Here is an 18,944-nt window from a genome sequence, read left to right as displayed (position 1 = left end):
GGTGGGGTGTCGTTCGGGGGCGGGGCGGGCTGCTCAGCCGACCGCGGCCATCGCGCCCATGGCGACGAGCGCGGCGAGGGAGGCGAGCCTCCGGGTGGTGTCGAGGCGGCCGGGGCGGCCGGCGAGGGCGACGCGGAGCGTGCACGCCGCGTAGACGGCGACGGCGGCGCCCAGGGGCAGGGCGAGTCCGCCGCCGTGCGCGTGGCCGGCGCCCGCGAGCGGACCGGCACCCGCGGTGGGCGCGGCGTCGGCGAGGAGCACGAGGACGGCGGCGAGCAGCATCCCGACGGCGTGCAGTGCGTCGGCACTGTGCCGCCGGACGCCGCGGCCGCGGCGCACCCGGTCGACGAGGGCGGCGACGAGCGCGCAGCCCGCGAGCAGCGCGGACCAGAGCGGCGCGGGCAGGAGGTGCAGGGCGGGCAGGTGCACGTCGAGCATCGCGGCGAGCATGGCCGCCTCGGCGACGAGCCAGCCGCGGCCCACTCCCCGCCAGCCGGCGAGACCGAGCGCGAGGGAGGCGGCGGCGCCCGCGAGCATCACGACCAGCAGCACGTCCACGCCGGCCTCCTGACCTCGAGCGGTCGCCACGGCTGGCAACATTGGATCCAATGTAGAGCCGGTCGTATCCATGGTCAAGCCGACAGGCTCCCCCGAAGGCGCCTCCGGCGTCCCGCGGGGCCTTGCGAGCGGATCCGCGTGCGCAACTAAGGCTGAATATCCGCGAATCGCGGATTTTGAGAACCGAATCGGTCATCCAGCCTTAGTTGTGTACCGCGCAGAATGCCGAGTGCGCCAGGAGTCGTCCCCGCGGCGGTCGGGATCCAATGCCTGCCATGATTGGATCCCGGCCGACCTGGCCGCTGATCGGAGGGGATCATCGCGTGACGACCCAGGGCGACAACGCACTCGTGGACGATCTGGCCGCCCGCATCCGGGCGAAGATCATGTCCGGCGAGATCCCGATCGGCGCCCCGCTGCGCCAGGCCGAGCTCGCGACGCAGTTCGGCATCAGCCGCACCCCGGTCCGCGAGGCGCTGCGCCAGCTGCAGACCGGCGGGCTGATCGAGGTCGTGCCCAACCGCGGCGCCGTCGTCCGCGTTCCGGTGCCGTGGGAGGTGCGCGAGGCCTACGAGGTGCGCGCCGAGCTGGAGTCGCTCGCCGCCCGCCGCGCGGTCGACCGCCTGGACGATGCGACGATCGCCGAGCTCCGCTCCGTCAACACCGCCATGTACGAGCGCTCGCTCGCCGTCGCCGCCGGCACCGCGGCCGAGCGCGACGGCAGCGCCAACGACCAGTTCCACGGGCTGATCTACCAGGCCTCGGGCAACACCCGCCTCAGCAGGATGCTGATCGAGATCAACGACGCCTTCCCCCGGAACGTCTCGGGCCTGGTGCTCCGCGAGAACTCGCGCCACCGCGAGGAGAACTTCCGCGAGCACGAGCAGATCGTCGAGGCCTTCGTCGCCGGCGACCGCGAGCGCGCCGCCGCGATCATGCGCGAGCACGTCCTCCGCGCCGGCGAGCACCTCGCGCACTGGTACGAGCGCCGCTCCTCGACGGTGTTCACGGGCTGAGGCGCGGAGTCGGCCGCACAACATCAGCTGAGAAGGGTGGGCCTCCTCCCACAGAGGAGGCCGGGTGCTCTCAGCTGATGTTGTGCGGCGGAGTCAGCTCCGCGGCACCGTCGACCCGCGGATCAGCAGCTCCGTCGGCAGCAGCGTCGCCCGGGGGACGTCGTCGCCGGCCAGCAGCCGGACCAGGACCTCGGCCATCGCGTCGCCGAGGCCGGCGGCCGGCTGGCGGACGGTCGTGATCGGCGGCTCGGCCGCCTCCGAGGAGTAATGGCCGTCGAAGCCGGCCAGCGCCACGTCGCCGGGCACGCTCAGGCCGCGCTCGCGCAGCACCGCCAGGGCGCCGGAGGCCATCTGGTCGTTGGAGGCGAAGACCGCGTCGATCGGGCGGCCGGAGTCGAGCAGCCGCCGCATCGCCTCGGCGCCGTCGCGCGGCGAGTAGTCGCCGATCTCGACGAGCGAGGCGTCCAGGCCCGCCGCCTCGACGGTCGCGCGCCAGCCCGCCAGCCGGTCGATCGCGCCGGGCATGTCCTGGCGGCTCGCGATCATCGCCGGGGCGCGCCTCCCGAGGCCCAGCAGGTGCTCGGTGACCTGGCGCGCCGCTCCGACGTTGTCGACGTCGACGAAGTGGCTGTCGTGATCGTCGAGGCTGAGCGGGCGGCCGCCGAAGACGAGGGGCACGCTCGCGCCGATCCGGGCGTAGGAGTGATCGCCGCTGTGGTGCGACACCACGAGCGCACCGTCGACGTTGCCGCCGAGGAGGTAGCGGCGGGTCTTGTCGGGCGTCGCCTCGGAGGCGATCACGATGTTGAGCATGTAGTCGGTCGTGGCGAGGCGGGTGGCCGCCCCCTGCACGACGGCCGCGAGGAACGGGTCGCCGAAGACCTTGCCGATCGACTCGGGCACCAGCAGGGCGAGTACCTGGGTCCGCCGGCTGGCGAGCGAGCGCGCCGCGCGGTTGGGCACGTAGCCGAGCTGCTCGATCGCGAGGCGGACCGCGGCCTGCGCCTCGGCCTTCACCTTCGGCGAGTCGTTGACGACCCGGCTGACCGTCGCCCGGGACACTCCGGCGAGCGCGGCGACGGCCTCGAGCGTGGGTGCGGCCGGTGCGGTGTCGTGACTCATGCGTGCCTCTCGAGCGGTGGTCCCCCGGGCCCGAGAGTAGCCGAGCGGGCGCGTGCCCTTCGAGACACCCCTGCGGGGGCGCTCGCTCACCGGCCATGGCGACCGGTTGGCGTCAGGAGACGAGTCTGCAGGTCCGCCCTTCTGGGGACGGTGGGTCTCGATACGCCCCTGCGGGGCTACTCGACCAGCATGGATGGCTGCGCCGGCCACGTCCGGCACGCGGAAACAGCTCCGGCACGCGAGAACCGGCCGATTCCGCGAGCCCGAGGTGGAACCGCGAGCCGGACCTCCGTCCCAGCCACCTCCGGCACGCGGAATCAGGTCCGGCACGCCGGAACCAGCCGAATCCACGAGCCCGAGACGGAACCGCGAGCCGGACCTCCGTCCCGGCCACCTCCGGCACGCGGAAACAGCTCCGGCGCGCGGAAACCAGCTGGTTCCGCGTGCCGGAGCTGTTCTCGCGAGCCGGAGGTCCAGCCGGGCGTCCGATGCGCAAGGGGTCAGCCCTTGACCGCGCCGCCCATGATGCCGGCGATCAGCTGCTTTCCCGCCAGCACGAACAGCACCAGCAGCGGGATGATCGACAGCACCGCGCCGGCCAGCACGATCGAGTAGTCGACGTAGTAGCCCGACTGCAGCTGCGACAGGGCGGTCTGCAGCGTGGGGTTCGTCGGGCTCAGCACGATCAGCGGCCAGAGGAAGTCGGTCCACGCCATCATGAACGTGAACAGCGCGAGGATCGCCATCGCGGGCCGCGCGGCCGGCACCGCGACGGTCAGGAACGTCCGGAACTGGTTCGCTCCGTCGACCCGCGCCGCCTCGATCAGCTCGTCCGGGATCACGTCCACCAGGTACTGCCGCATGAAGAACACGCCGAACGCGGTGACCAGTGTCGGCACGATGACGGCGCCGAGGGTGCCGGTCCAGCCGAGCTGCCGCATCAGGATGAACAGCGGGATGATGCCCAGCTGGGTCGGGATCGCCATCGTCGCGATCACGGTGATCATCAGCCCGTCCCGCCCGCGGAAGCGCAGCTTCGCGAAGGCGTAGCCGGCCAGGGTCGAGAACGACACGACCGAGAGCGTGATGATCCCCGAGACGACCACGCTGTTCAGCAGCGCCGTCCAGAACGGGATCGCCGTGAACACCTGCGCCGCGTTGGCGAGGAAGTTGCCGCCCGGGATCAGCGGCAGCGTCTCGCCGCGGGTCGCGTTGCTCCCGCTGGCCACCACGAACGACCACCACAGCGGGTAGGTCGAGCCGAGGATGAAGGCGCTGAGCAGGCCGTAGGTGAGGAAGCCGGGTCGGTCGACGCGGCCGGCGCCGGAGGAGCGCGGGCGCCGGGCGCGACGCTCGGGCTCGGCCGCGACGGGCACGGCGGCGGGAGCGGTGGGGATCGTCGCGGTCATCGGTCGCTCACCTTCTGCGCCGGTCGGCGCGTGCGCGTTCGCACGCGGTTCTCGACGGACGCGATCCGTCGCGAGATCGCGAAGTTCACCAGTCCGATCAGCACGATCAGCAGGAACAGCAGCCAGGCGACCGCCGCCGCCTCGCCGAAGTTCTGCCGGAAGAACGCCATCTCCCAGAGATAGAGGACGGTGGTCTGGAACTGGCGGTCCGAGCCGCCGATGCCGCCGGCGTTCGAGACGTCGAACAGGCGCGGCTCGGCGAAGATCTGCAGCCCGCCGATGGTGGCCGTGATGATCACGAAGATCAGGGTCGGCCGGATGCTCGGGATCGTGATCGAAGTGAAGCGGCGGAACGAGCCCGCCCCGTCGAGCGCGGCCGACTCGTGCAGATCGCGCGGCACGGCCTGCATCGCGGCGAGCAGGATGAGCGCGTTGTAGCCGGTCCAGCGCCAGTTGACCATCGAGGCGATCGCGATGTGGCTGGCGAGACGGTCGTTGGTCCAGTCGATCGGGGCGATGCCGACCAGGCCGAGCAAGTTGTTCGCCAGGCCCTCCTGGTCGCCGAAGATGCTCGAGAAGATCAGCGCCACCGCGACGGGCGAGACGACGTAGGGCAGCAGCACGCTCATCCGCCAGAAGGTGCGGGCGCGCAGCGACTGGTCGAGCACCGCCGCGAGCACCAGGGCGACGGCGAGCTGCGGGATCGTGGAGAGCAGGAAGATGCTCAGCGTGTTGCCGATCGAGTTCCAGAAGAAGCGGTCGCCGAGCACCGCGGCGAAGTTGCCGAGGCCGACGAAGTCGCCCTGGCCCTGCAGCAGCTGCCAGTCGTAGAGCGAGACCACCAGCGTGTAGACGAGGGGGAACGCTCCCGTGATCGCGAAGAGCAGGAAGAACGGCGAGATGTAGAGGTAGGGCGACGCCTTGACGTCGAAGCGGCTCATCCGCTGCCGCGCGGTCAGCGGCAGTCGGGGCGCGGGGCGGCGGCCGGGAGGCGGCGCGGCCGACGCGGTCGGCGGGGTCAGGGTGCTCGTCATGGGTCGCTCTCGTCGGTCGCTCTCGTGGGGGACGCGTTCGTGGGACGCGTTCGTCGGACGCGTCGTCGGACGCGTCATGGGAAGGGGAGGGAGGGCCCCCGCCCGGCCTGCTACCGGACGGGGGCCCTGTCAGCGGGAGCGGGTCAGTCGACCAGCTCGTCGAGGAGCGAGAGCGCCTCGTTCCAGCCCTTGTCGCCGTCGAGCTCGCCGCGGTCGACCTTCTGCAGCACCGGGCCGAAGACGTTCTCCTGGATCAGCGAGTCGTCCGGACCCTTGTACTGGGCGACGACGCCCTGGGCGCGCTCGGCGAGGATCGCGCCGGTCGGCGAGCCGTTCAGCGCCGGGTCGGGCGCGGCGGCGGAGGCGAGCTGCTCCTGGGCGGAGACGGTGCTCGGGAACGGACCGGTCGCGTCGAACGCGGCGATCTGCTGCTCCGGCTCGCTCAGCCACGAGGCGAGCTCCGCGGCCTCGGCGGGGTGCTTCGACTGCGTCGGGACGGAGAGGAACGAGCCGCCCCAGTTGGCCGCGCCGCCGGGGAAGACGTCGGCGAAGTCCCAGCCGGTGGCCTCGGGATCGCCGCCACCGGCCTCGACCTGCGCCTTCACCTGGCCGAGCATCCAGCCCGGGCAGACGAACGTCGCGAAGGTGCCGTCGTTGAACGACTTGCCCTTGTTCCAGTCCCAGGCCTTCTGCGCGGCCGAGAGTCCGGAGGCGGCGCCGTCGGTGATCCAGCCCCAGCGCTCCTGCAGCTCGGCGTTGCCGTCGATGTTCAGCTCGCCGTCGGCGGTGTAGTAGCCCTCGGGGAGCTGGTTGACCATCGCGTTCCAGACGAAGCCGGACTGGTCGTACCAGGCCTTGCCGGTGGCGTCGTGGTACTGCTTCCCGGCCGCGAGGTAGTCCTCCCAGGTCGCGTCCGCGCCGCCGAGCAGCTCCGCGACGGCGGCGCGATCGGTGGGCAGGCCCGCGGCCTCGAAGGCGGCGGTGCTGTAGCAGAGGCCCTCGGGGCCGATGTCGGTGCCGTAGCCGATGACGCGCCCGTCGGGGTCGACGGCCTGCTCGTACTTCCAGTCGACCCAGTCGGCCTTGCGGTCCTCGATGCCGTGGTCGCGCAGGTCGACGAACTGGTCGGAGACCTCCATGATCGAGCCGAGCCAGCCCTCCTCGATGGCGACGACGTCGGCGAGGCCGGAGCCCGCGGCGAGCTTGGTGAACGCGTCGGTCCGGGCGTTGCCGCCGGTGTCGATGTTGTTCGGGACGATCGTGACGCCCGGGTGGGCCTCCTCGTACTCGGCGTAGAGGTCGTCGAACCCCATGGCGCCGAACGTGGTCACGGTCAGTTCGATGTCGCCGTCCTCGGCCGCGCCGGATCCGGACGAGCAGCCGGAGACGAGCAGGGCCAGGGTGGCGGCGCCGGCGATCGCCGTGGCGATCCTGGCGCGTCGTGATTCGAGCACGGTCACTCCTTCGTGATGGGTGTCAGGGCACCCCTGGGGGCGCTCCCACGGTGCTGTGCTGCCGTGTGTGAGAGCGCTCTCACGAGGTGTGAGGCGAGCATACGGAGCGGGCCGCGGGGAGGTCAAGACTTTTGTGAGAGCGCTCTCTTCGGGCGGTCGCGGCGGGTGCTGGTGGAGGTTCGGCTCGCGGAATCGGCCTCGGCTCGTGGAATCGGGACGGAGCCGCGAGCCGGAGGTGCTTCCGCGAGCCGGAGGTGCCGCCGGGTGATCTCCGGCACGTGGAACCACCCTCGGCTCGTGGAAACGAGGCGGAGTCGCGAACCGGAGCCGCTCCCGCGAGCCGGGGGTGACGCCGGGCGATCTCCGGCACGCGGAACGGCGCTGGGCTCGTGGAAACCGCACGAAACAACGTGCCGGAGCGGATTCCGCGAGCCGGAGATGTGCGAGCTCGCGGTCCGCCGGGACCTCGAGCGGCGCCGGACGGTTCCGGCACACGCCCGGCACGGTTCCGGCACGCGGAACGACCTTCGGCACGCGGAAATCCGGCAGGACTGCGAGCCGGAGACGATCGCGCGAGCCGGAGACGATCGCGCGAGCCGGAAGTGGCCCGGGGTTCCTCCGGCACGCGAAATCACCCTCGGCACGGGGAAACCCGCGGAAACGACGAGCCGGAGCCGACCTGGCGAGCCGCAGGTGACTCCGGAGCAACGCCGGCTCGTGGAACCACCTCCGGCACGCGGAAACCGGCCGAAACTGCGAGCCGGAGCGGATCTCGCGAGCCGCGAACTTACTCCGGGCAGCTCCGGCTCGCCGAATCGCCTCCGGCACGCAGAAACCGGATGAAACAGCGAGCCGGAGTCGATCGCGCGAGTCGGAGGTGCCTCCGCAGCAAGTCGGGCTCGTGGAATCACCTTCGGCACGCGGAAACCGGGCGGAGCAGCGAGCCGAAGGTCGTTTCACGAGCCGAAGGTCGCGGCTCACGAGCCGGAGGCGGCTCCCCGGTCGAAGGCAGCTCGCGCCTGCCTCTTGACTCGCCACTTGTTTTTCACAAGCATGAGCGCAGACGCCGCAGTCCGCGGCTCCGCCGAGAAGGAGAGACCGCCATGCCCTCGATGTTCGTCAACCTGCCCGTCACCGATCTGGAGCGCGCGAAGGCGTTCTACGTCGCGCTGGGCTTCTCGATCAATCCGGCGTTCTCCGACCACAACGCGGCCTGCGTCGTGGTGGAGGAGGACCACAACTACTTCATGATCCTGGTGCGCGAGTACTTCCAGACCTTCAGCGACCTGCCGATCGGCGACCCGGCCGTGAACCCCTCCGTCTCGACCGCGATCTTCCTCGACACCCGCGAGGCCGTCGACGCCACCGTGACCGCCGGGCTCGCGGCGGGCGGCTCCGAGTCGCGGCCCGCCTCCGACTACGGCTTCATGTACCAGCGCCAGGTCTCCGACCCCGACGGCAACCTGCTCGAGTTCGGCTGGATGGACCCGGTCGCCGCGGCGCAGGGCCCGGAGGCGTTCACCGGCGAGCAGGCCTGAGGGCGATGGCGGCACGCGACTACGGGCAGTACTCGGCGCTCACCCGCGCGGTCGAGCTGGTCGGCGAGCGCTGGGCGCTGCTGATCGTCCGGGATCTCCTGGTCGGGCCGCGCCGGTACAGCGAGCTCGCGCAGGGCCTCGCGCGGATCCCGAGCAACGTGCTGGCCGGCCGGCTGAAGGAGCTGCAGGCGGCCGGGATCATCCGGCGAGCGCCGCGCTCGCGCATCATCGTCTACGAGCTGACGCCCTACGGCCGCGAGCTCGAGCCGATCGTGCTCGCGCTCGGCGCCTGGGGGTTCAAGGCGCTGGGCGATCCGCGCGAGGAGCAGGTGATCACCCCCGAGTCGATGACGGTGGATCTGCGCACCGCGTTCCGGCCGCAGGTCGCGGCCGAGCTGCCGGCGACGGTGTACGCGGCGCAGGTCGGACCGGCCGGGCTGCTGATCCGCGTCGACGGGGCGGCGCTGGACGTGTCGCGCGGCGAGGTGGCGGGCGGCGAGGCTCCCGTGGACCTCGCGTTCTCGACCGGTGCGGACATCCGGCTGCTGCTGTCGGGCGAGCTCGCGCCGGAGCGGGCGATCGCGACCGGCGCGGTCACGGTGCTCCGCGGGCGGGACGCGCTGCTCGGGCGGTTCGCGAGCACGTTCCACCTCGCGGCGTGAGGCGCTGCACCGCGGTCGCGCACCCTCGGAGCGGGCCCCTGCATGCTGATCGAGTAGGCCGCGCAGCGGACGTATCGAGATCCGACGTGTTGCAAACGGTGGGTCTCGATACGCCCCTCCGGGGCTACTCGACCAGCATGCAAGGGACCCTCCGGGCTACGCGACCAGCATGCAAGGGTGACGCCCTGCTCAGCGCGGCCCCCTGCATGTTGATCGAGTAGTCCGCGCAGCGGACGTATCGAGATCCACGCCGGTTCGGAGGGTGGGTCTCGATACGCCCCTCCGGGGCTACTCGACCAGCATGCAAGGGACCCTCCGGGCTACGCGACCAGCATGCAAGGGTGACGCCCCGCTCAGCGCGGCCCCCTGCATGTTGATCGAGTAGTCCGCGCAGCGGACGTATCGAGATCCACGCCGGTTCGGAGGGTGGGTCTCGATACGCCCCTGCGGGGCTACTCGACCAGCATGCAGGGGCCCCTGCGGGGCTACTCGACCAGCATGTAGGGCGCCCTCAGGGGCTGCTCGACCAGCATGTCGGGGGCTGCTCGGCCGGCATGCAGGCGGAAGGGCTGGCCGCTGAGCGAGGGGCGGGTGGCCGCGCAGGGCGCCTCCGGGGCCGCGCGGCCGGGAGCCGACTGGGCGCGCGCCTCCCCTGGCGCCCGCGGGTGCTGGAGTGGCCGTTGCCCTCGCGCGCCGCGGGGCCGTCCACGACCCGCGGAGGAACCCCCATGCCGTCATCGAAGCCCGCCAGCCGCACCACGAGTGAGCAGCGGAAGGAGCACGCCGAGCAGTACTCCGCCGCCGCGCGCTACGCCTCCGAGGCGTTCGGCACCTTCCTGCTCGTCGCGGGCGGCGTCGGCACGGCGGTCTTCGCCTCCGCCTTCCCGGACAGCGGCAACGCGCTCGGCGTCGGCTTCCTCGGCGTCGCGCTCGCCTTCGGGCTCACGCTGGTCGCCGGGATCTACGCCGTCGGCCACATCTCGGGCGGGCACTTCAACCCGGCCGTCTCGATCGGCTTCGCCCTCGCGGGGCGGACGGAGTGGCGGCACATCCCCGGCTACATCGTCGCCCAGCTCGTCGGCGGCATCGCCGGCGCCGGAGTCGTCGCGCTGATCGCGGCCGACGGGCCGGCCGGCTACTTCGACGCCGCCCGCGCCTCGGGCTTCGCCTCGAACGGCTACGGCGCCGCCTCCCCCGGCGGCTTCGGGCTCGGCGCGGTCATCCTGGCCGAGGTCGTGCTGACGGCCGTCTTCGTCGGCGTGATCCTCTCCGTCACCTCGAAGAGCGAGTACAAGTCCGTCGCCCCGATCGCGATCGGCCTCACGCTGACCCTCGTGCACCTGATCAGCATCCCGATCAGCAACACCTCGGTGAACCCGGCCCGCTCGATCGCGGCCGCCGTCTTCGCCGGCCCCGACGCGCTCGGCCAGGTATGGGTGTTCCTGCTGGCGCCGGTGCTCGGCGCGGCAATCGCCGGCCTCGCCTCGAAGACGCTGCACCGCAGCCGCTGACGCGCGGCGCCCGCCGACCGCCGCGTCGAGAACGCAGAAGTCGCGGTAGTCGAGTGCGACTACCGCAACTTTCGAGGAGTGGGGGCCGCCCGGTGGGCGGGGCGAGCAGCAGGACGGAGGCGGGCTCCGGACTGGAGCGCTCCGGCCGTGCAGAACATGAGCTGAGGGGGCCGCTCGACCGCGATGGGCGATGAGTGCGCCTCTCAGCTGATGTTGTGCTGCACAGATCGCGCGGGATCTCGATACGCCCGCAAGCGGGCTACTCGATCAACATGTCGGCGGGGCGGTCGCCGGAAGCATGCTGGTCGAGTAGCCCCGGAGAGGCGTATCGAGACCAGACGTGCTCACGACGGTGGATCTCGATACGCCCGCAAGCGGGCTACTCGATCAGCATGCTGCTGCGAGCAGCTTCACCGGGGAGGGCGGGCCACTCGATCTGCATGCTCGTGTGGCTGTCATGAGGCACTTGCTGGTCGAGTAGCCCCGGAGGGGCGTATCGAGACCACACGTGCAGGACGGTGGATCTCGATACGCCCGCGAGCGGGCTACTCGATCAACATGGCGCGTCAGCCGACGAGCATCGCGAAGCCCTGGGCGGGGAGGGTGACCGGGGTCGCACCCGTGGCGGGCGACTCGCTGACGAGGGTGCCGTCCTGCGCGTAGACGCGGAGGGTGCCGGTGCCGTCGACGGTGGTCGGCTGGGGCGTCGCGGTCGAGTTGCGGACCAGCTCGGTGCGGCCGGTGTCGCCGACGAGCACCAGGCGCGAGACGACGGGGCGCACCAGCAGGGCGTCGAGCTTCGTCTCGCCGGAGAGGGCGCGGACCTCGACGGTGGTCGAGCTCGCGGGGAGCGTGCGCCGCAGCTTCTGCGGGAGCAGGATGCCGGACGCCTCGGTGACGCCCTGCGCGCCGACGGTGCTGGTGAGCACGTCGAGCGGGCGGCGGCCCGAGTTCCAGAGGCTGATCGGGGTCTTCTCGGTGCCGCGCTCGGCGGCGAAGATCACGGCCTCGACCAGGCGGTCCTGGGTCGCGGAGCCGACAGGGATCGTCGCTGCGCGGCGCCAGTTCGTGAGCGACAGGTAGGAGCCGCTCCAGCCGGACTCGCCGGTCCACGCCGACTCCGGGGTGACGACCGTGCCGCCGCGAGCCGACTCGGCCTCGACGAGGCGGAGGCCGTCGCGGCTCGCCTGGGTGATGACCGCGGTCGCGCGGGCGGCGACCGACGGGTGCGCGTCGAGCGCGAGCATCGACAGCAGCCCGTGGATGGTGCTCTCGGCGCCGCTGTTGCGGTTGACGCTGCCGTCGGCCTGGACGCCGTCGTAGGTGACTCCGGTCGCCGGGTCGTAGACGGGGGCGCCGCTGAGGTTGAGGCCGAAGAACCAGGCGCCCTGCACGCCCGCGAGGTCGAGGTAGGCGCTGGGACCGGTCGCGCTGGATCCGGTCGCGTCGGCGAGGGCGAGCGAGTTCTGCAGCCGGGAGTCGGCGCCGTAGGCGATCTGCACGCGGTCGGTCGGCGTCGGGTTCCAGCCGTTGTCGGGGCCGCCGGCGGTCAGCAGCTCGGGGGCGAAGCGCGCGGCGTCGACGACGGCCGGCTCGAGGAGCGACGCGTCGCCGAGCGCGACGGACGAGGCGGCCAGGCCGCCCGCCATCTGCGAGGACCAGGAGTGCCAGAGCGAGCGCGACTTCGTCCAGGGCAGGATCGCGCCGTACGGCCAGGAGGTGGTGTCCGCCTCCGTCGTCGTGCGGGCGTAGGCGGCGACGCCCTCGGCGAGCTTCGCGGTGCTGGCGCGCACGGCGGCGTCGTCGGGTGCGGCCTCGACGTAGGCGGAGAGGCCGAGCAGGGCCTCCGCGGTGGCGTCGGCGCCGTCGACGATCAGCCAGGCGGGCACGTCGACGCCGTCGGCGACCGCGTACTCGCCGTAGCGGGTGAGCACCTCGCGGTCGACGGCGCTGACGCCGAGGCGCAGGCGCTCCTGCAGGAACGCGGCGAAGTCGGGGTTCTCGTCCTGGAACGCGGCGTAGCCCTCGCCGAGCGCCCAGAGGGTGCGGGCGAGCCAGTAGCTGTCCTCGGAGTCGCTCGGGTCGGGCAGCTCGACGGGCTCGGCGCTGGGGTTCAGGTCGCCGTCGGGCTGCATCCAGAGGACGACGTTGCCGGCGTCGTCGCCGGTCGTGGTCTGGAAGTAGGCGAGCGAGCGGAGGGTCTCGTAGGCCTTGTCGCGGCTCGCCGGCGAGCCGGTCTGCTGCCAGTGCCGGAGGTAGACGACGGCGGCGCGGGAGACGTCGTCGGTGTTGTAGGCGCCCTGCGCCCAGTCGCCGGTCGCCGGGTCGAGGGGGCCGCCGCCGACGCGCTCGAAGGTGCCGCCGTCGCGGGCGTCGGCGTAGGTCCACGGGAGCACGAGGTCGGGCTCCTCGGCGAGGCGGTAGGTGCTGTGGCCGGGCTGGGGCTCCGGCGTGGCGGTGTCGAGCAGGAAGTCGAGGTGCGCGGTGTTGGTCAGCGGCTCGGCGGCCTGCGCGGGGGCCGCGCCGACGGCGAGACCTCCGGCGGCGAGGGCGGTCGCGGCCAGGACGGCGGCGGCGCGGGGTCTGAAGTTCGTCATTGAACTCTCTCCTTGAAGGGGGGTGGTGGCTGGGGGTGGGGGATCTCGATACGCCCGCGAGGCGGGCTACTCGATCAGCATGGAAGGACGCCCGCGGCGCGGAATCGGAGGCATGGTGCCCGCTCTGCGGGCTCGGAGGGGCGACTGCATGCTGGTCGAGTAGCCCCGGAGGGGCGTATCGAGACCCGGCGCCTGCAGGACGGTGGATCTCGATACGCCCGCGAGCGGGCTACTCGATCAGCATGGGACGACGCCCGCGGCGCGGGCTCGGCAGGAGGGCGCCCGCTCTGCGGGCTCGGTGGGGCGCCCGCCGCGCGGGCTCGGAGGCGCTACTCGTCCGTGCGGAGCAGGCGGGCCGCGCCGATCTTGGAGTCGGCCATGCCGTAGAAGACGTAGTGGCGGCCGTCGATCTCCTCGATGGCGGTGGGGAAGACGACGTTCGGGACGATGCCGCTGCGCTCCTCCTCCGTCTCGGCCTCGAGCAGGGGCTCGGAGGTGCGGGCGATCACCTTCGAGGGGTCGTCGGCGTCGAGGAGGATCGCACCGGCCGCGTAGTTGACGTGCTGCTGCTGCGAGAAGGCGCTGTCGATGGTGCCGGTGACGCCGTGGTGCAGCAGCAGCCAGCCCTCGGGCACCCGCAGCGGCGCGGGGCCACCGCCGATCTTCAGCTCCTCGTAGGCGAACTCGGGGCCCGCGACGAAGCGGTGCCGGGTCCAGCGGGTCAGGTTCGCCAGGTCGCGGTCCACCTCGTCGACCGGCACGTAGCTGATCCAGATGCTCTGCCGCGGGTCGTCGACGCCGGCGGGCAGCCGCACGCCCTCCCCCGGCCGGGTCTCGCCGAGGTCCCACATCGGCCGGTGCAGCACCGCGAAGCAGCGCGTTCCGTCCGGCGCCGCCACGATCTCGGGGAAGAACACCGTGTCCTTGTTGTGGAAGAGCCCGAGGTCGATGTCGAGGTCCTCGTCGTAGGCGAAGGTCACCGGGCCGAGGCGCCGCCACTCGCGCAGGTCCTCCGAGACGGCGAGCGCCGTCCGCGGCCCGAGCGGCCCGTACGCCACATAGGTCATCACGTGCAGACCGAGCGCCTCGATGAAGGTGACCCGCGGATCCTCGACGCCGGAGTGCGTCGCCCCGCGCTCGAAGCCGCGGTCGGGCGCCAGCACGACGCCCTGGCGCTCGACGCCGACGGGCACGCCGTCCTCGACGAGCACCCGGGCCAGGCCGATCCGGGAGACGTTGCCGGCGGCGACCATCCGGGGCAGGAGGTACAGCTCGCCGTCGGGTCCGCGTCCGCTGCCGGGGTTGAGCACCCCCTCGGCCTCGAGCGGCTCGCCGGGCAGCGGCTCCATCACGACGCCGACGCGCTCGAGGCGGTAGGGGACGGCGGTGCGGGTGGTGGCAGCGGTGGTGGTGCCGGGGGTGGGAGTCATGGTCATCCTTTCACTCCGGATCCGAGATCCGTCGAGACGAAGTAGCGCTGGAACACGATGAAGAGCACGACGACGGGGGCGGCCAGCACGACGGCGCCCGCGAGGATCGCGCCGAACGGGTTGTCGGTCGACGACGCGACGTTGGAGATGTAGTTGGCGAGGGACACGGCGAGCGGCTGCAGCGACGCGTCCTTCGTGATCAGGAACGGCCAGAGGAACTCGTTCCAGGGGCCGATGAAGGTGAGCAGCACGGCCGTGACGAGCGCGGGGCGCACGAGCGGCAGCGCGATGTTCCACAGCAGCTTGATCTCGCCGGCCCCGTCGATCCGCGCGGCCTCGAACAGCTCCTTGGGGAGCTGCAGGAAGTACTGCCGGAAGATGATCACCGCCGTCGAGTTGATCGCGAACGGCAGGATCATGCCCAGGTGGCTGTCCGCGAGTCCGTAGTCGCGGGCGATCAGCACGTAGAGCGGGATCTGCAGCAGCTGGAACGGGATGACCTGCACCAGCAGCGCGAGCGCGAACACCGCGTTGCGGCCGCGCCACTCGAGCATGGCGAGTGCGTAGCCCGCCAGCACCCCGAAGACGATCGTGCAGAGCAGCACGCCGCCGGTGAAGATCCCGGAGTTGATCAGGCCGGTGAGCAGGTCGATCCGCTCGTTCACGTTGACGTAGTTGTCGAGGGTGAGGTTGCCCGCCTCGGGGATGGCCCCGGCCAGGGTGGGGTCGGGGTCGGTCTGCAGCGAGCCGATCACCATGTAGTAGAAGGGGAACAGGAAGACGATCGCGCCGAGCGCGAGCACCACGCCGCGGAGGATCACGGCCGATCGGCTCGAGGCCGGGCGCTTCCGCCGAGTCGGCGGGGCGGCGGCGGCGGCGGGGACCGCGGAGGTCGCGCCTCCGGCACTGGCGAGCGTGCTCATGAGTTCCTCTCCCCGGCAAAGCGGTTCTGCAGGTAGGCGATGACGAGCACGAGCAGCACCAGCACGACGCCGATGGCCGAGGCCACGTCGGGCTGCCCCTGCTGGATGCCGAGCTGGTACATCAGCAGCACGGGCGAGGCGGAGGCGCCGTTGGGCCCGCCGCCGCCGGTGAGCAGGTAGGGCTCGGTGAAGAGGTTCGCGCCGGTCACGGTGGAGACGAGCAGCACCAGCAGCGTCGCCGGCCGCACGCTCGGCACGGTCACCGACCAGAACTGCCGGATGCGGCCCGCGCCGTCGGTCGACGCCGACTCGTAGAGCTCCTTCGGCACGTTCTGCAGCGCCGCCAGGTACAGCAGGATGTAGAAGCCGAGCTGCTTCCAGGTGACGTAGAGCGCGATGATCGGCATCGCCAGCTTGTCGTTGATCAGCCAGGACGGGTCCGGCGCGAGCGGCCCGAGCAGGCTGTTCACGAGTCCGTTGCCGTTGAAGAGGAACAGCCAGACGCCGACGACCGCGACGCTCGCCGTGACGTAGGGCACGTAGAAGCTGACCCGGAGGAACGTGCGCAGGTGCACGACCTTGTCCAGCGCCGAGGCGAGCAGCAGCGAGAGCACCACCGTCAGCGGCACGTTGATCACCAGGAAGATCCCGATGTTGCCGAAGGAGCGGATGACCTGCGGGCTCGAGAACGCGGTGACGAAGTTGTCGAAGCCGACGAACGGGCGCTCGACCTGCACGCCGGGGGCCGCGAAGAAGAAGTCGTGGAAGGCGATGTAGACGGAGTAGCCGACCGGGAACGCGAAGACCGCGAGCACGAACAGCAGGTAGGGGCTGCCGAGCAGCAGCCCGAACGGCTGCGGACCGAGGACGCGGCGGAGCAGGCTCCGCTTGTCCTGCGGCCGCGGGGCTCCGGCGCCCTGCGACGCCGGAGCCTTCGGGGCGAGAGTCGTCATCTCACTGCCGTCCGGCGGGTCACTGCTGGCCGGCGAGCCCGGTGACGGTCTCCGCCGCCCCGTCGAGCGCCGACTGCACGTCGCCGTCGCCGAAGATCACGGTCTTGCCCCAGGCGTCGCGGATCGCCTGCAGCATCTGCACGGTGTTCGGGCCGGAGGGCACCTCGATGGTGCGGCTGGCCTGGTCGCCGAAGCGCTGGTAGGCGGGGTTGGCCTCGAAGTAGTCGGCGTAGGTGGTCTGCAGGTCGGTGCGCAGCGGCATCTGGCCGGTGGTCTCCAGCAGCGAGCGGTCCTGCTCCTCGCTGGTGGCGAACTTCAGGACGTCCCAGGCGGTGCCCTTGTTCTCGCAGGCGGAGTAGAGGCCGACGTTCTTCGCGTCGCTGAAGGTCCAGGTGTCCTCGGCGGGCGTGCCGTCGGGGGTGGGCACGGAGACGGAGCCCCAGTTCAGGTCGTCGTAGACCGAGACCGCCCACGGGCCGACGATCGACATCGCGGCCTGGCCGTCGGCGAACGCGTCGCCCTGGTACTGCTCGCGGCCGGCGAGGCCCTGATCGTAGAGGCTCTTCCAGAAGTCGGCGACCTGGTAGCCGGCGTCGTCGGCGAAGGTGGCCTTGCCGTCCTCGACCAGCCCCGTCCCTCCGGTCGCCGCGGCGTAGAGCGGCATGAAGTCGAACTGGGTCTGGAAGAACTCGCTGGTCGGCGCGGGCTGGATCGCGGCGGGCGCGGCTCCGGACTCGACGAGGGTCTTCGCGGTGGCGGTGAACTCGTCGTAGGTGGCGAGCGAGGGGTTCTCCGGGTCGAGGCCGGCCGCGGTGAAGATGTCCTTGTTGTAGAAGATGACGACCGGGTTGCTCTTCCACGGCATCTGGAAGTACTCGCCGTCGGCGTTCTGGTACTGCTCGGCGAGGTCGCCGCTGCGGGTCTCGATGTAGTCGACGCCGTCCTCGAACTCGGACAGGTTCACGAGTCCGCCCTGGCGCTCGAACTGGCCGACCGCGCTGGGCGCCGTGTTGAAGACGAGGCAGGGCGCGTTGCCGGCGGTGATCGCGGCGCCGATGACCTCCTCGCTGCTCTTGCCGGCCGGGATCTCCTGGCCGGTGATCTGCTCGTCGGGGTGGTCGGCGTTCCAGGCGTCGACCATGGACTTGCCCCACTGCACCTCCTGCTCGTTGTTCGAGTACCAGATGGTGATCGGACCGGTCGCGGTCAGGTCGGTGGAGGCGCCTCCCCCGCCGCCGCTGCAGGCAGTCAGTCCGAGGGTCGCGAGCGAGGCGATGCCCACTCCGGTCAGCCAGCGTCTCTTCATCGAGGCCATGGTGTTCTCCTTGTTCTGCGCGTGCGCGGCGGTGCGCAGGCGCGTCAGTGGATCGGGTTCAGAGGATCAGGTTCAGGGGGTCGGGATCGGGATTCGGGACCGCGGTGGCGCGGTCGAGTGGCGGACCACGAGTCCGGCGGGCTCGAGGTCGACGTCGGGGGCGGTGCCGTTCTCGATCAGGTCGAGGAGGGTCCGCGCGGCCGCCTCGCCCCAGCGCGCGGGGCGCGTGCGGGCGGAGGTGAGCGACGGGTAGACGTGCGCGGCGATCTCGGAGTCGTCGAAGCCGGTGATCGAGAGGTCGTCCGGCAGGCGCAGCCCGCGGGTGTGCGCGACGCCGAGGCCGGCGATGGCCATCGGGTCGTTGGCGAAGACGATCGCGGTGGGCGGCACGGCGGAGTCGAGGAGGGTCTCGGTGGCGCTCGCGCCCTGGCCGGCGCTGAAGTCGGTGACGATGACGGGGCCCGGCTCAAGGCCGGCGTCGGCGCAGGCGCGCTCGAACGCCTCGCGGCGGCGGAGGGAGTGCAGCAGGTGGCCGGAGCCGGCGACGTGCGCGATGCGGCGGTGGCCCAGTGCGGCGAGGTGCTGCACGGCGCCGGTGATGCCGGCGGTGTCGTCCATCACGACCGCGGGCGAGGCCGAGCCGTCGAGCCGGCCGAGGGTGACCGCGGGCAGGCCGAGCTCGGCGAGCAGGGCGGGCCGGGCGTCGGCCTCGCGCAGGTCGCTGAGGAAGACGCCGTCGACGCGGCGGTCGGCCGCGAGCGTGCGGTAGACCGCCTCCTCGGAGGCGCCCAGGTCGACGACGCTGAGCACCAGCACCCGGCCGTGCTCGGCGAGCACCCGCTCGACCCCGGAGATGAAGGCGGGGAAGAACGGATCGGCCGCGATGACCTCGGGGTCGCGGGCGACCACGAGCCCGACCGCGAAGGAGACGCTCGTGGAGAGCGAGCGTGCCGTGAGGCTGGGGCGGTAGCCGAGCTCGCCGGCGACGCGGAGGATCCGCTCGCGCGACTCCGGCGAGACGCCCGGCCGGTCGTTCAGCGCGAAGGAGACGAGCGCCTTGCTGACGCCGGCCGCGCGGGCGACGTCGAGGATCGTCGGTCGTGCCGCCATGGCCGCGCCTCCTGCTCGTCGTCGAGTCCGGATCTGAACCGGTTTACTTAACCGGTTCAGGCACCGTAGCAGCCGCGTGCGGGCGGAGGGAAGCACCGGCGCCGCGCTGACCCCCGGATCGAGACCTGCGCGGATCCGCTGAGGCGTCCCGTTGCGGTCGAGGCGTCCAGCAGCACCGGGACGCCTCGACCACTCCGGGACGCCTCGGCGCGCACCGTCATGCTGGTCGAGTAGCCCCGCAGGGGCGTATCGAGACCCGACGTCGCCAGCGGGGCGGGACTGCAGACTCGCCTTCCGGCGGTGGTCGATCTC

The 18,944-nt window shown here is 71.9% G+C and carries 15 protein-coding genes; 4 read left to right on the top strand and 11 right to left on the bottom strand.

Features of this window, described 5'->3' with window-relative positions; genetic code table 11:
* Positions 1–33 precede the first annotated feature (33 nt).
* The gene (locus C1I64_RS20225) at positions 34–588 is read right to left on the bottom strand and encodes a hypothetical protein (protein ID WP_164874579.1); all 555 of its coding nucleotides are present in this window, start codon (positions 586–588) and stop codon (positions 34–36) included.
* A gap of 293 nt (positions 589–881) precedes the next feature.
* On the opposite strand from C1I64_RS20225, the gene C1I64_RS17245 reads away from it, so the two are divergent.
* Positions 882–1,574 carry a GntR family transcriptional regulator gene (locus tag C1I64_RS17245; RefSeq protein WP_207901612.1) on the top strand — a complete coding sequence of 231 codons (693 nt, stop codon included), beginning with the start codon at positions 882–884 and terminating at the stop codon, positions 1,572–1,574.
* 93 nt (positions 1,575–1,667) lie between these two features.
* Here C1I64_RS17245 and C1I64_RS17240 read toward each other — a convergent pair whose 3' ends face one another.
* From C1I64_RS17240 to C1I64_RS17225, 4 genes are all read right to left on the bottom strand, one after another.
* Positions 1,668–2,696, bottom strand: coding sequence for a LacI family DNA-binding transcriptional regulator (locus tag C1I64_RS17240; protein WP_127888064.1), 1,029 nt, complete (start codon positions 2,694–2,696; stop codon positions 1,668–1,670).
* A gap of 500 nt (positions 2,697–3,196) precedes the next feature.
* Positions 3,197–4,105: a carbohydrate ABC transporter permease gene (locus C1I64_RS17235; RefSeq protein WP_127888063.1), complete on the bottom strand. Its 909-nt coding sequence runs from the start codon at positions 4,103–4,105 to the stop codon at positions 3,197–3,199.
* Positions 4,102–5,139 (bottom strand): carbohydrate ABC transporter permease, encoded by a 1,038-nt coding sequence (locus tag C1I64_RS17230; RefSeq protein ID WP_123705887.1) that lies wholly within the window; start codon positions 5,137–5,139, stop codon positions 4,102–4,104. Before C1I64_RS17230 ends, C1I64_RS17235 begins: the two co-directional genes overlap by 4 nt.
* Positions 5,140–5,282: 143 nt before the next feature.
* Positions 5,283–6,593: an ABC transporter substrate-binding protein gene (locus tag C1I64_RS17225; RefSeq protein ID WP_127888062.1), complete on the bottom strand. Its 1,311-nt coding sequence runs from the start codon at positions 6,591–6,593 to the stop codon at positions 5,283–5,285.
* A gap of 1,103 nt (positions 6,594–7,696) precedes the next feature.
* On the opposite strand from C1I64_RS17225, the gene C1I64_RS17220 reads away from it, so the two are divergent.
* The 3 genes from C1I64_RS17220 (at position 7,697) to aqpZ (ending at position 10,304) form a co-directional block, all read left to right on the top strand.
* A complete protein-coding gene (locus C1I64_RS17220; RefSeq protein WP_123734511.1) occupies positions 7,697–8,131 on the top strand; it encodes a VOC family protein in 435 nt (144 codons plus the stop codon).
* A gap of 5 nt (positions 8,132–8,136) precedes the next feature.
* Positions 8,137–8,793: a winged helix-turn-helix transcriptional regulator gene (locus C1I64_RS17215; RefSeq protein ID WP_127888061.1), complete on the top strand. Its 657-nt coding sequence runs from the start codon at positions 8,137–8,139 to the stop codon at positions 8,791–8,793.
* A gap of 728 nt (positions 8,794–9,521) precedes the next feature.
* Positions 9,522–10,304: an aquaporin Z gene (gene aqpZ / locus C1I64_RS17210; RefSeq protein ID WP_127888060.1), complete on the top strand. Its 783-nt coding sequence runs from the start codon at positions 9,522–9,524 to the stop codon at positions 10,302–10,304.
* Between the two features lie 566 nt (positions 10,305–10,870).
* Here the strand turns inward: aqpZ and C1I64_RS17205 are convergent.
* The 6 genes from C1I64_RS17205 to C1I64_RS17180 form a co-directional block, all read right to left on the bottom strand.
* Positions 10,871–12,901 carry a hypothetical protein gene (locus tag C1I64_RS17205; RefSeq protein WP_127888059.1) on the bottom strand — a complete coding sequence of 677 codons (2,031 nt, stop codon included), beginning with the start codon at positions 12,899–12,901 and terminating at the stop codon, positions 10,871–10,873.
* A 329-nt stretch (positions 12,902–13,230) separates the two neighbouring features.
* On the bottom strand, positions 13,231–14,331 hold the full coding sequence (locus C1I64_RS17200; RefSeq protein ID WP_127888058.1) for a glycoside hydrolase family 130 protein: 1,101 nt from the start codon (positions 14,329–14,331) through the stop codon (positions 13,231–13,233).
* A gap of 2 nt (positions 14,332–14,333) precedes the next feature.
* Positions 14,334–15,254, bottom strand: coding sequence for a carbohydrate ABC transporter permease (locus C1I64_RS17195; RefSeq protein WP_127888057.1), 921 nt, complete (start codon positions 15,252–15,254; stop codon positions 14,334–14,336).
* Entirely contained in the window at positions 15,251–16,207 is a 957-nt protein-coding gene (locus C1I64_RS17190; protein ID WP_123447429.1) for a carbohydrate ABC transporter permease, read from the bottom strand. Before C1I64_RS17190 ends, C1I64_RS17195 begins: the two co-directional genes overlap by 4 nt.
* Positions 16,208–16,226: 19 nt before the next feature.
* The gene (locus C1I64_RS17185; RefSeq protein ID WP_243585829.1) at positions 16,227–17,522 is read right to left on the bottom strand and encodes an extracellular solute-binding protein; all 1,296 of its coding nucleotides are present in this window, start codon (positions 17,520–17,522) and stop codon (positions 16,227–16,229) included.
* A 72-nt stretch (positions 17,523–17,594) separates the two neighbouring features.
* The gene (locus C1I64_RS17180; RefSeq protein ID WP_127888056.1) at positions 17,595–18,632 is read right to left on the bottom strand and encodes a LacI family DNA-binding transcriptional regulator; all 1,038 of its coding nucleotides are present in this window, start codon (positions 18,630–18,632) and stop codon (positions 17,595–17,597) included.
* Positions 18,633–18,944: the final 312 nt, after the last annotated feature.

Origin of the sequence: Rathayibacter festucae DSM 15932, assembly GCF_004011135.1 — a bacterium.
Lineage (GTDB): Bacteria > Actinomycetota > Actinomycetes > Actinomycetales > Microbacteriaceae > Rathayibacter > Rathayibacter festucae.
This window is presented reverse-complemented; position numbering and strand designations above follow the sequence as displayed.